Consider the following 13,325-nt stretch of genomic DNA (forward strand, 5'->3'; position numbering starts at 1 on the left):
ACTGGAGGACAACGGCATGATTTTCTTAGGATTAGCAATTCTGATTTTGATGGTATTAAGTTGGGGGCTATTTACCTTAGTTTGGCGTTGCCGGTCTAATTGGGGTTGGTTGATACTTTGGGGAACCTTAGCAATTGGCTTAACGTTAATTAGTGCCGCTTGGCTATACGTGATCATCGGCATTGCTTTAACGGCTGATTAATACTGAGTACCGTGTTGAATGGCGCTAATATGCCAATCAGCACGGTACTTTTGTGTTGTTGGTTTAATCGTCTGAGCGAATCACTGGTGTTGCACCAATAAAAGCTTATGATAAACATAACGATATTATAAGATAAGGGGACGGTGACGATGCATTACGGGATATTTTATAACGCCCAAGCAGGGAGTGGTCAGGCCGCAACGGTGGCCAAACAATTAGCGTCACAACTAAAAAAGCATCAGCATACGAGTGAGTATTTAGTGGCGACGAGTGCCAAGCGGGCAATTCAGACCGTTAGTCAGGCAGTTCCAGCACTAGATTGTTTGGTGATTATTGGTGGTGATGGCACGCTGAATGTCGGATTAACGGGAATGTTGCAGGCTAAACATGCGATACCGTTAGGCGTGATTCCGATGGGGACGGTGAATAATTTTGCCAAGCGATATCAGATTCCACAAGATCCAAATGAAGCCATCGACGTGATCGTGACGGCGGCAAATCAACGTCAAGTGGGTATTGCGCTGGTCAATGATCAGCAAGTAGTGGTCAGTTCGCTCACGGTCGGCCATTTAGCAACAATTGCGAATGATGTTCATCAACGTGATAAGCAACGTTGGGGACGCTTAATCTACTTAGGTAAGTTGATTCAACATTTTGGCAAGCGACATTTAATGAAGATCCGCTATCAGCTAGACCAACAAGCGCCGAAAGTACGAACGACGCGGCAAGCGTTATTGACGACGACAAAATCAATTGGTGGTTTGCCTTATAAACGATCGGTTGCCGGAAAGATGAATTTGACCATTGTTGGTCGCTGGCGTTGGCGTCAATTTGAATTGCGGCAAGTACGCCTGCTTCCGGTTGACAAGCAAACGGTGACGACGCGCATTGACGGTGATGTCGGTCCTAAGTTGCCGATCAATATCCGGTATGCGCCAGATTGGTTAACACTCTTGATTCCATAAAAAATGCGTGACCTTAGCAAAAATGACTAAGGCCACGCATTTTAAGTGTTAATAGACTAAAGGTCGAATGTTGTTTTTTAACAATAACCGTTGATTAAAAATAGATTGCTTTGCCACCTGCCGTTCGCCCACCTTGAGCCGAAACGCTGTGGGCGGACCGGTTCAGCCGAAAAGTGGTCTGAACCATCGTTTTGAACCACCAAACCCGTGTTTCAAAAGCGCCAAGCTCTAAACGATAAATCGCTAAGAGCTTCCCACGGCTGGGCTCAATGTGGGCTCACTCTCGGTTATATTAGTGATTACTAGATTAGTGTCCACGATATAACCGGAGTCAGCCAGTGATAGCGCCGGCCGTGAAACCATCGTTAGTCCGGATGGCTTTCCCGGGCTTAAAAGCGAGGTTGAAGCCTGCACTTTGGCTGGAACCGGTCCCCACAGCCGGCAGAATCACTGGCTGGCGTAGGTGACTAATTTAGTCTAACTCAAAACGTTTCTGTTAAAGATTCACTCACGACTTTTAGTTAATAGAGTAAAAACATTAACACGAATTGAACGAGGGTATTGATGAACAAGTGTTGACGCAAACGACCAAATGCCTGTTGTGAAAACCATATGGCAATAGTGATCACAATTGCTAAAATGGTTTGCCACGTCATGGGTTGTAAGAAGATGGTGACAACTAAAACGAAGCCCATAATTGCTGAAATTAACTGATTAATTTGACGCTTTTGGCTAAACGTTGGCACATATAAAAAGCCGTAACTAGCTGCTAGTGGAGCTAACTTCCATAAGAACGTCGTGGATAAATATTGATTCTGTAAATAGAAGACTGCCACTGGAATGGTAAAGGTCATGACGATACTGAAAACAACCAGACCGAAGTAATTTTGCATACCGAATCTTGGAATGGCCATGATAAATAGCCAAGCACTAGCGGTTAGCAGTAAATATAATAGCTCAGACTCTTGGGCGATGATATTGGTGAAAGCCAAGGCAATGGCAATCCCAATCGCAATCAAACTCCATTGAGTCGGAATTTGGCGATCTAAAATAATGAAAACAGCAGCTGTAATCGCGACAGTATACCCAATTAAAGGCAATTGGGTGGTCGAAAAGGTCGCTGTTTGGAAGGAACGACCGTAATCAAGTGCCGCCCACCAACAGATAATACTTTGTAAGATTACATACAACACCAACTGCACATAATCCCGATTTAGTTTTAATTTTCCAATTCGAAGCATCGACTCAACATCTTTCATAAGTTAATGTTTTAATCCTACCGATAAGCTGTCGTGGGGTCAATAATTAGGTCAGATTCTTTAAAAAATTTGATGATTGTGTTAGAGTAATACAGTTATGAGCAGTTCCCGAAAGGATAAGAGGCACGCCTCAACTATGCTGAAACGTGCACTCACAAACTGGTGGCTGTGCCTAGCTACGCTTAGCAATTACTGCCAAACCCGCAGTCATTACCAAGCTAGGCTATGCGCGCCACCAAAACGTTTGTGAGCACACTCTTAGATGCCTTGTAACCGAAATATCTAAGGGGGAATTTTAAAGTGAGTGAAAGACACCTATTTACATCTGAATCAGTTTCTGAGGGCCATCCCGATAAAATCGCGGATCAAATCAGTGATTCAATTTTAGATGCTATGTTGGAACAAGACCCAGAAGCACGAGTTGCCGTTGAAACATCAGTGACAACTGGGTTAGTGCTGGTCTTCGGTGAAGTATCAACCAAGGCCTATGTAGATATTCAAAAAGTAGTTCGTAATACCATCAAATCAATTGGGTATACGGACGGCCAATACGGTTTTGACGGTGACAACTGTGCCGTTCTGGTTTCGTTGGACGAACAATCACCTGATATCGCGCAAGGGGTCGATGATTCCTTGGAAACTCGTGAAGGTGACGGGGACCCATTGGACCAAATCGGCGCCGGTGATCAAGGGATGATGTTTGGCTATGCCATCAACGAAACCCCTGAATTAATGCCACTACCAATCTCATTGAGCCATCGCTTAATGCAAAAGATTGCCGCTTTACGTAAGGATGGGACCATTAAATGGTTACGTCCAGATGCCAAGGCACAAGTTACGGTTGAATATGATGAACAAAATCAACCACAACGCGTAGATACGGTTGTGTTATCAACGCAACATGATCCTGATGTTGACTTGGAAACGATCCGCCAAACGGTGATTGACCAAGTTATCAAGGCCGTTATTCCAGCTGACTTGTTGGATGATAAAACCAAGTATTTGGTTAACCCAACTGGTCGTTTTGTTATCGGTGGTCCTCAAGGGGACGCTGGTTTGACTGGTCGGAAAGTCATCGTGGATACTTACGGTGGTTTTGCCCATCATGGTGGTGGAGCCTTCTCTGGTAAGGATGCTACTAAGGTTGACCGTTCAGCAAGTTATGCGGCCCGTTACATCGCGAAAAACGTGGTGGCAGCTGGGTTAGCAGACCAAGTTGAAGTTCAATTGGCTTATGCTATTGGGGTTGCTGAACCTGTATCGATCGCGGTGGATACTGCCGGTACTGGTAAGGTTAGCGATGAAGCTTTGATTAGTGCTATTCGCAAACATTTTGATTTACGCCCAGCTGGGATTATTAAGATGTTAGACTTACAACGCCCAATTTATCGTAAAACAGCGGCTTATGGTCATTTTGGCCGAACTGATGTGGACCTTCCTTGGGAACATACTGATAAAGCAGCGGCTTTGAAAGCTGAATTTTAAATAAAAAACGGTGACGATGCCAACGGATCGTGCCGGTCTGTAGGTACTCGACGCTAAAAGCGACCTCTCTTTGAGGTTGCTTTTTTATTATGGCAAGAAATAAAAAAGTGAGGGAATTGTTTTATGCAACAACGAAAAACCAACGTTTTGGCAGTTACAATAGCCATTTACGTGGCGACGTTTATGAGTGCAATCGAAGGGACGATCGTGTCAACGGCGTTACCGACAATTGTCGGAGATTTACATGGGGTCTCGTTAATGAACTGGGTCTTTTCGATATATTTATTGACGAACGCAATGATGACGCCGATTTATGGGAAATTGACCGATTTAATTGGCCGTAAGCCGGTGATGCAAGCGGGGTTAATTATTTTTATCATTGGGTCCATGATGAGTGGACTATCGAACTCGATGCCGGTTTTGATTTTCTGGCGGGCCATTCAAGGAATTGGTGCTGGGGCGTTGATGCCAGTTTCGATGACAATTATTGCGGATATTTATTCGTTTGAACGCCGGGCTAAAGTTTTAGGCTTTAACAGTTCGGCCTGGGGAATTGCGTCCGTTTTAGCGCCATTAATTGGGGGCTTGATTGTCGATAAATTAAGCTGGCACTGGATCTTCTTCATCAATGTGCCAGTTGGCCTGATTACGTTAATTTTATTCCAAGTTTATTTACGTGAACCTAAACGTCACAGTGATGTGAAGGTTGATTATTTAGGTAGTTTTTGGTTAATGCTATTTTTACTTGGCCTAATGTTAAGCTTCCAATTATTAGGCAATACGACGATCAACTGGGCAATGGTCATTTTAGCTTGGGTTGTGAGTGTCTTGAGTCTCTGGCTATTTATTCGGCGTGAAGGTCGGACGAGTGAACCGGTTATTTCACTAGACTTATTTAAAAATCGGACTTTCGTGATTCAAAATGCCGTGGCCGCGTTAATTAGCGGGTTTCTAATGGCCGTGGAAGTTTACATTCCAACTTGGACACAAGGTATTTTAGGGGTACCTGCATCTTTAGCTGGCTTTGCGGTCACACCTAGTTCGTTAATGTGGATTATTGGATCGTTTGTGACTGGTCGGTTATTGGCTAAATGGGCACCACGCCGGATTATCTATTTGAGTCTGGCCTTTATCGCGGTGACTGGTCTTTGTTTAGCACTCATCCCGGTATCGACACCGTTTGCCTGGTTCTTCTTAATTACCGCTGTTGGTGGGGTTGGTTTCGGGATTGTGATCACCGCAACGACCGTGACCTCACAACACTTAGTCTCACCAAAAACGGTGGGGGTCGCGACTTCATTTAATACGTTGAGCCGGACTATCGGCCAAACGTTGATGATTTCAATCTTTGGGATTGCACTCAATGTTGGCATGAATCAAGGTATTCAGACCCATGCCGGCACTAACATGGCGATGATGAATAAATTAATTAACCCACAAACGGCAACTGAATTGCCGACTAAATTGTTACCAACATTGCGTGGTATTTTATATAACGGGTTACATGGAGTTTACTTGATTGGGCTAGGCTTGCTAGTCTTAGCCGTAATTGTGAATAGTCTAGATCGTGGTCCACAATTAACAGCGGCGCAACATGCGGCTAAATTGCAACGGGGGTCAGCCCATGAAACGACGGACTAAAGTTTTATGGTCACTGTTAGTTGTCATTTTACTAGCTTTAGGGATTGGTTACGGTACGGTTAAGTCTAAGATTCATCAGCCAAGCGTCGCAGCCACCACAGCATTAAAGACGGCGACTAGGACGACTAGCAAGTATACGTTTTTTAAAGGTGACGGTAAGCACAAGCAACCTGCGGTGATCTTTTATCCGGGTGCGTTGGTGGAACCAGGTAGCTACAGTATTTGGGCGCATCAATTAGCGCAAAAAGGGTATAACGTGTACGTGATGCATTTTCCATTAGACTTAGCGGTGTTAGCTGGCAATCAGGCTAATGCAGTACCGACTAAAGTGCGGCACAACTATGTGATTGGCGGTCATTCGTTAGGCGGGGTGATGGCGAGTCGCTATGCGGCTAAACACACCAGTGGTCTTAAAGGTGTCTTTTATCTAGCAAGTTATCCTGATAAAAAGGGCCGACTAGATCAAACTAATGTGAAAGGCTTGTCAGTAACTGGCAGTCGTGATGGTGTGCTGAACTGGTCAAGTTATCGCAAGAGTAAGACTTATCTGCCAAAATCAACGCAGTTTGTCACATTGAAAGGTGGTAATCACGGTGGCTTTGGGAGTTATGGGCATCAAAAAGGCGATCGTCAAGCAACGATTAGTCAGGCTAAGCAACAACGATTGATTAGCACAACCTTGGCTAAGTGGTTAGCACAACTCAACTAAATTATGACAAGACTTAAAAAGACCTAGACGCCGATTGATTAGCGTTTAGGCCTTTTTGAGTCTTGTCGATTAGCGCTTTTGAATGGCTAACAGATAAGGCGGTGTATGAACTTGATTGATGAAGCCATACTGTAAAACTTGAAACTGATGTTGATCTAACTGAGTCATATGATCCAGCACCGCTTGGGCCTCTTTGTCGCCACCGGGATGTCCCGCGTAAACGAGTAAAATAATGACCCCGTTAGTCGCCAAACGAGCTTCTAAAGCTTGAATCGCGGCTAGGGTGGTCGTCGGTTTGGTAATAATCGTTTTGTCGCCACCAGGTAAATACCCGAGATTAAAAATGGCACATTTAACAGTGGTGGCTTCAGGTAAAACTTGAGCGACAGTTTCATGTCCGGCATGAGTTAATGTGACTTGATGATCTAGCCGTTCAGCCTGGAGCGCTTGTTGTGTATGCTCAATGGCTGTTTTTTGAATATCAAAGCCATAAACATGACCACTCGGGCCAACTAATTTGGCAAGATAAACCGTGTCATGGCCGTTACCAACAGTGGCATCGACTACGGTATCACCTGGATCGACACTTTGATTGATAAGCGTATGACTGAACGCTAGTGCAGAACTAAGTTGAATGATCGTTCACTCCTTTATTGATGTTGCGGTTTTAACGGGCCGGTTCGATAACCAGTCGTCAAACGGGTACTTAAATATAATAAACAACTCCCCAACATGAAGCCGCCCAAGGTATCACTAGGGTAGTGAACACCAACGATGATTCGGCTCATCATCATTAATAGAATTAAAATGAGACCAATGCCCAGTAACCACCATTTGGTAGTTGATTTGGGATATAGTGTCCAACCGATAACAATTAAACTCCCAATCAGCATTGTGGTTGATGTCGAATGCCCACTAGGATAACTGAAACCACCGATTTGAACGAGCCGCCAGGCAGTGGGGCGCGGGCGTTCAATGATTTGTTTGACAAAGTAATTCCCGTAACCGCCTAAAATCCAAGTGTTAATCCATAGAAACAAGGTTGCACGGGGCTGACGAAAAAGCCATAATGCCCCACCTAGAATTAGGGTGATGATGGTAATACTATGTGGATTGCCAAGTTTGGTGTAGCCGACCATCAATTGTTGAAACCACTGTGGACTATGGTGAAGTGGTAAGGCAATCGATTGATCAAATAAGTGGATAATACCGGCTGATTGGGCTACTAAGACGGTCCAAATGAGCCACAAAATGAATAGACCCAGCATCCAAGTATCGGATGCGCGCCATTTAGCGTGTGTCATCGCCTCTCCTCCGTTCAAATTAATCTCCGACTATTATAGCATTCAATGATTTTGGCGGGCAAATAATCGCAAAGAATCCCGAGCAATGCTTGAATAATCCGGTGGGGTTTGCTACCATGATAACTAATAACTTTGCGACTCTGACAAGGACTAGTAGTCGGCGATGATTTTCAGAAACCCCGTGGTTGTTGCAAACGGGGATTCATGGCCAACGAACTCACCTTCGAGTCTTCCGGCTGAAACAAGTAGGTTCGGACGTGGTTTCGCGTTAAGATTCCCAAGAAGCCACGATTATCGTGGAATCATAGGTGGTACCGCGGAACCTCGTTTCGTCCTATAAGCGCTTTTTGCTTATAGGCGTTTTTTTGTCTAGAGTGTGAAGGACAACGGGTTGCGGTTGAGCATTGCCTAGCTAAAGCCTGGATGCGGATTTTGCATTTAGGCTTTAGCGTAGCAAGCGGAAACCGTAGTTGTCCTGAACATGTTTCAAAAAAGCAGTCGACACTAGTCCAAAGTTAAGGTCAACATTGCTAGCTACATAGCAGGCACAAGAAAGGGGTACTTTATTCATGGCATACAACCATCACGTCATTGAACATAAATGGCAGCATTACTGGAAGGTCAATAAGACTTTCAAAACATTAGACGGCACCGATAAGCCTAAATATTACGCATTGGACATGTTCCCTTATCCATCTGGTCAAGGGTTACACGTTGGGCATCCTGAAGGGTACACTGCGACAGATATCATGTCTCGTTTGAAACGGATGCAAGGTTACAATGTATTACATCCAATGGGGTGGGATGCGTTTGGCCTTCCCGCTGAACAATATGCGTTAAAGACCGGGCATAACCCCAAAGACTTTACCGCTAAAAATATTAAAAACTTTAAACGCCAAATTCGCTCACTTGGGTTCTCATATGACTGGGATCGCGAAGTTAACACCACTGATCCTAGCTTCTACAAGTGGACCCAATGGATTTTTGAGCAATTATACAAAAAAGGATTAGCTTACGAATCTGAAACGTTGGTTAACTGGGCCCCTGATATGATGGGTGGGACCGTGGTTTCTAACGAAGAAGTGATTGACGGTAAGACTGAACGAGGCGGCTTCCCAGTTTATCGAGTGCCAATGAAACAATGGAGCTTGAAGATTACGGCGTATGCTGATCGTTTGATCGATGACTTAGATGACATCGACTGGCCTGAAAGCATTAAAGAACAACAACGTAACTGGATCGGTCGGTCAATCGGGGCAGCTATTCGCTTTAAGGTTGCCGGTGCTGAAGATCATCAAATCGAAGTCTTCTCAACGCGTCCAGATACGTTGTTTGGGGCTAGCTACTTAGTGTTGGCACCTGAACATGACTTAGTTGAAAAATTAACCACACCAGAACAAGCTGAAGTGGTTAAGGCTTATAAAGAAAAGATTTCAACCAAGTCTGACTTGGAACGGACTGATTTGAATAAAGACAAGACTGGGGTCTTCACTGGGAGTTACGTCATTAACCCCGTTAATGGTGAAAAACTACCAATCTGGATTGCCGATTACGTTTTAGCTTCTTATGGGACTGGGGCCGTAATGGGTGTGCCTGCTCATGATGGTCGGGACTTTGAATTTGCCCACAAGTTTGATTTGCCAATCAAACCAGTAATTGCTGGTGACAACGATTATGACAAGCAAGTCTACACCGAAGATGGCGAACATATTAACTCTGGTTTCTTGGATGGCATGGCAACTAAACCGGCTGTTGACAAGATGGTTGACTGGTTAGTTGAACATGGTGCTGGTGAAAAGAAGGTTAACTACCGTTTACGGGACTGGATCTTCTCACGTCAACGTTATTGGGGTGAACCTATTCCCGTTATTCATTGGGAAGATGGCGAAACCACATTAGTGCCTGAAGACGAATTACCATTGCGTTTACCAGCGACTAAGAACTTGGAACCATCCGGGACTGGTGAAAGCCCATTAGCCAATATTGACGATTGGGTCAATGTGGTTGATGAAAACGGTCGTAAAGGGAAACGTGAAACCAACACGATGCCACAATGGGCTGGGAGTTCATGGTACTTCTTACGTTACGTTGATCCTCGCAACAGTGAAGCTTTAGCCGACTACAAGAAGTTGAAGTATTGGTCACCAGTTGACTTATACGTCGGTGGGGCGGAACATGCCGTCTTACATTTACTTTATGCCCGTTTCTGGCACAAGTTCTTGTATGACTTAGGCGTTGTACCTAATAAGGAACCTTTCCAGAAGTTAGTTAACCAAGGGATGATCTTGGGTGACAACCACGAAAAGATGTCGAAATCACGTGGGAATGTGGTTAACCCCGATGACATCGTGGACCAATATGGTGCCGATACGTTACGGCTCTATGAAATGTTCATGGGACCATTGGAAGCGTCAATTCCTTGGAGTACCGAAGGCTTGCATGGTGCTAACAAGTGGATCGAACGGGTTTGGCGTTTAATCATTGACGAAAATAACCACGTTCGTGATCGCGTCACAACTTTCAATGATGGTAAGTTGGACAAGATCTACAACGAAACGGTTAAAAAAGTCACCGAAGACTACGAAGCGATGCGCTTTAATATTGCCATCTCTCAAATGATGGTCTTCGTGAACGAAGCTTACAAGGTAGATGACTTACCAGTTGTTTATATTGAAGGCTTAGTGAAATTATTAGCCCCAATCACGCCACATTTATCTGAAGAATTATGGTCATTATTAGGCCATGAACACACGATTTCTTACGCAAGTTTCCCAACTTATGATGAAAGTAAGTTAGTGGAAGATACCGTTCAAATCGTGCTTCAAGTTAACGGTAAAGTCCGCTCACATGCGGAAGTTGCGGTTGATATGGGTAAAGAAGACTTAGAAAAATTAGCCTTAGCTGATGAAAAGGTCCAAGAATTTATCGAAGGCAAGACGGTCCGTAAAGTGATCGCCTTACCTGGTAAATTGGTCAATATCGTCGCTAACTAAATTAGCTTGATAACGAGCGTCTGCAATCTACTGGATTGTGGGCGCTTTTTTTGTGAGCTTAGCCACATTGTAAAGGTGTTAAGACTTATTTAAACGTTGTTGCGCAGTTTATAATGATATGATTAGGTTATCAAAAGGTTAATGAGGTGTAAGAATGAGGAAATGGATTAAATGGCTATTAGTGGGGTGCTTACTCCTTTTGCTTGGGGTAGGAGCAGTCTATGAGCATGCGCAACAAGGGACCTCAGCCCAGGCTAAGACGAAAGCATTACCCAAGAATGAAGGTAAAGTTATTGTTTATTATCGGTATGGTAAAAAGGGCAGTTCACACAAATCGGTTTATGAGACAAAGACATTAACTGGAAAAGTTGGGACGACTTATCACACATATGCTGCTGACCTGTTGAACAATTATAATTGGATGGTGTTGCATAGTCATTCTAAAAATGTAACGGGTACCTATACTCATAAAAAAACAACTAAAGTTTATTACGATTATTGGGATGTGGTTGAAAAGAATTATGAGTTTAAACATGGCGCGGATTTGTTACTAGAATTAACTGCTGATCATCGAATTGGTGGTTTTGATCGTAACTTGCAAGATGGTGTTGAAATGGTGGCACAACGACCAAGTTTTAAGCAATCATATTATGAAGTTACCTATTCTGAGCGTGGGGATACGAGTGGTGAGGGTAAAAATGATAGTGGTCTGAAAGAATTCAGGTATCGATTAGGCACAACTCATCGCTACAAAGATCCTAGAAATGGCAACATTTATACGCTGGTCATTACGAAAAAAGGTGGCATTACTTTCCATGCAGTTGCCACTAAGGGTAGCACGATGGATGAATTGGTCAAGGTCAATGCACGTGGTAAATTAGTTAAAGCGGAGATTAAAAAATAAGATAGTTATTTGGCAGGAATCCTGACGGTTGTTAGGATTCTTTTTGATAATCTGTGGTCATTCGGAAATAGTGGGGTTGATTAAGGTTCGTTTAAACTCGTGAGTTAACTCAGAATTAAATTGCAAGTTATCAAGATTTCCTCTAGAATAGTTAAGATTGAACTAAGAAAGTGGGTTAAGCAAACATGTCTGAGGAATCGCAAGCAAATCAGCCACAAGGTGGACACGTTAATTCGGAAGCTGACGCGCATCAAAAGATGGTGCGGGGCTCAGCTTGGATGACAGCCGGGAGCCTCTTTTCACGGATTCTCGGGGCTATTTACATTATCCCCTGGGTCATGTGGCTCGGTAGTGCCTCTGCACAAGGGAATGCCCTCTATGCAAAGGGGTATAATATTTATAGTTTCTTCCTGTTAGTGGCGATTGGTGGGATTCCGTCAGCCATTTCAAAACAGGTTTCGGAATATAATGCGATGAATGAATACGGTGTCGGTCAGCGTTTATTTAAACGGGGCTTACTCCTGACAACGGCCATGGGGATTGTCGCGGGGTGCATTTTATGGTTTGGTGCGCAACCGATTGGGGCCGTGTTTGGTGGTAGCGATCCACATATGATTCCCGTCTTACGGGCGTTAGCGATTGCATTAGTGATTATTCCATCGATGTCGTTAACTCGGGGGTTCTTCCAAGGTTATCAAGAGATGGCGCCTTCAGCGGTGTCTCAATTTGTTGAACAAGTCTTTCGAGTGGTTTATATGTTGGCCGCAACTTATTTTATCATGCGGGTGCAACGTGGTGATTGGGTTAATGCAATTACCCAATCGACTTTTGCGGCTTTTATTGGGGCGGCCGCGAGTTTCTTACTACTCGGTTGGCACTATTATCGCAAACAACCGGAATTAAATCGATTGGCGGCACAAAGTAACGATCATTTAGTGATCCCAGTTTGGCAGCTCTTTAAAGATATTATTATTCAAGCGATTCCGTTTATCGTGATTGATACGGCTACAACGGTCTTTAACTTGTTTGATCAAGCGACATTCCAACCGATTATGGAACATGTTTTCCATATGAATGTGTCAACGATTAATACGTTGTATGCCTTATTTGCGTTTAACTCTAACAAACTGGTCATGATTATCGTCTCATTGGCCTCCGCGATTGCCATTACCGTGGTCCCATTACTTTCAGAATCATTAGCGGCCCATAATTTAAGACAAATTCGTAAGCAATTAGAAGATGCCTTGATTTTGTTCCTCTTCATCATGATTCCCGGTTCTTTAGGCATGGCGGCAGTAGCTTATCCATTAAACACACTCTTTTATGGTTACGATGAATTGGGTGCGTTGATTTTACAGATTTCCGCGTTCACCGCCATTATCTTAGGCTTGTTTACGGTGACATCGGCCTTAATGCAAGGCTTATCGCGTAATCGTGACGTGATTAGGTTCTATTTGATCGGGTTGATTGTCAAATTAATTATTCAAGTCCCGTGTGTCATCTTCTTATCAGCTGCAGGGCCATTAGTGGCGACTGCTGTTGGGATGGCTGTTGCCAGCTTCATGATTCTGTATGATCTTGAGGTCAATTTTGGTGTTCGGTATGCTAAATTGTTACCAAAAATCAATCGAATTTTGATTTATTCTATTTTGACCTACTTGGCGGCGACTTTAGTGGTCCATGGGTTAAACTTGATTTTAAATGAACAAAGTAAGTTGCAAGCATTAGTGATCGTGATTGTTGCCGTGGCTGCTGGTGGCGCAGTTTATGCGTACTTTGCCTTGAAGTCACACTTAGCTGACTTAATGATTGGCAGTCGAGCAGCCAGTTTACGGCGAAAACTACGGATTAAGTAGGTGAATT

Annotated in this window: 11 protein-coding genes and 1 other annotated feature; of the genes, 8 read left to right on the plus strand and 3 right to left on the minus strand. The window is 43.9% G+C overall.

What is annotated here, in order from left to right:
* The first annotated feature begins 16 nt into the window (after window positions 1–16).
* Together FFM84_RS00160 and FFM84_RS00165 are read left to right on the plus strand one after the other, a co-directional pair.
* A complete protein-coding gene (locus tag FFM84_RS00160; protein WP_130846107.1) occupies window positions 17–202 on the plus strand; it encodes a hypothetical protein in 186 nt (61 codons plus the stop codon).
* Between the two features lie 149 nt (window positions 203–351).
* Window positions 352–1,167 (plus strand): diacylglycerol/lipid kinase family protein, encoded by an 816-nt coding sequence (locus FFM84_RS00165; RefSeq protein WP_130846106.1) that lies wholly within the window; start codon window positions 352–354, stop codon window positions 1,165–1,167.
* 521 nt (window positions 1,168–1,688) lie between these two features.
* On the opposite strand, the gene FFM84_RS00170 is transcribed toward FFM84_RS00165, so the two are convergent.
* Complete coding sequence (locus FFM84_RS00170; protein WP_130846105.1) at window positions 1,689–2,408, minus strand: hypothetical protein; 720 nt, start codon at window positions 2,406–2,408, stop codon at window positions 1,689–1,691.
* A gap of 318 nt (window positions 2,409–2,726) precedes the next feature.
* Between FFM84_RS00170 and metK the strand changes: the two genes are divergently transcribed.
* The 3 genes from metK to FFM84_RS00185 all read left to right on the plus strand — a co-directional run bounded on the left by metK (window position 2,727) and on the right by FFM84_RS00185 (window position 6,261).
* Window positions 2,727–3,911, plus strand: a complete 1,185-nt coding sequence (gene metK, locus FFM84_RS00175; protein WP_130846104.1) for a methionine adenosyltransferase — start codon at window positions 2,727–2,729, stop codon at window positions 3,909–3,911.
* Window positions 3,912–4,034: 123 nt separating this feature from the next.
* Window positions 4,035–5,552, plus strand: coding sequence for an MDR family MFS transporter (locus FFM84_RS00180; RefSeq protein ID WP_130846103.1), 1,518 nt, complete (start codon window positions 4,035–4,037; stop codon window positions 5,550–5,552).
* Window positions 5,536–6,261 (plus strand): alpha/beta hydrolase, encoded by a 726-nt coding sequence (locus FFM84_RS00185; RefSeq protein WP_130846102.1) that lies wholly within the window; start codon window positions 5,536–5,538, stop codon window positions 6,259–6,261. Before FFM84_RS00180 ends, FFM84_RS00185 begins: the two co-directional genes overlap by 17 nt.
* Window positions 6,262–6,330: 69 nt before the next feature.
* Here FFM84_RS00185 and mnmM read toward each other — a convergent pair whose 3' ends face one another.
* Window positions 6,331–6,900 (minus strand): tRNA 5-(aminomethyl)-2-thiouridylate-methyltransferase MnmM, encoded by a 570-nt coding sequence (mnmM, locus tag FFM84_RS00190; protein ID WP_497707022.1) that lies wholly within the window; start codon window positions 6,898–6,900, stop codon window positions 6,331–6,333.
* A gap of 11 nt (window positions 6,901–6,911) precedes the next feature.
* Window positions 6,912–7,565: a phosphatase PAP2 family protein gene (locus tag FFM84_RS00195; RefSeq protein ID WP_130846100.1), complete on the minus strand. Its 654-nt coding sequence runs from the start codon at window positions 7,563–7,565 to the stop codon at window positions 6,912–6,914.
* Between the two features lie 131 nt (window positions 7,566–7,696).
* Window positions 7,697–7,905, plus strand: a binding site (T-box leader).
* 229 nt (window positions 7,906–8,134) lie between these two features.
* Between FFM84_RS00195 and leuS the strand changes: the two genes are divergently transcribed.
* The 3 genes from leuS to FFM84_RS00210 all read left to right on the plus strand — a co-directional run bounded on the left by leuS (window position 8,135) and on the right by FFM84_RS00210 (window position 13,318).
* Entirely contained in the window at window positions 8,135–10,558 is a 2,424-nt protein-coding gene (gene leuS / locus FFM84_RS00200; RefSeq protein ID WP_130846099.1) for a leucine--tRNA ligase, read from the plus strand.
* 154 nt (window positions 10,559–10,712) lie between these two features.
* On the plus strand, window positions 10,713–11,462 hold the full coding sequence (locus FFM84_RS00205) for a hypothetical protein (protein ID WP_130846098.1): 750 nt from the start codon (window positions 10,713–10,715) through the stop codon (window positions 11,460–11,462).
* A 185-nt stretch (window positions 11,463–11,647) separates the two neighbouring features.
* On the plus strand, window positions 11,648–13,318 hold the full coding sequence (locus tag FFM84_RS00210) for a putative polysaccharide biosynthesis protein (protein WP_130846097.1): 1,671 nt from the start codon (window positions 11,648–11,650) through the stop codon (window positions 13,316–13,318).
* Window positions 13,319–13,325: the final 7 nt, after the last annotated feature.

The organism is Lactiplantibacillus mudanjiangensis (assembly GCF_005405385.1).
In the GTDB taxonomy this organism is placed as follows: Bacteria; Bacillota; Bacilli; order Lactobacillales; family Lactobacillaceae; genus Lactiplantibacillus; species Lactiplantibacillus mudanjiangensis.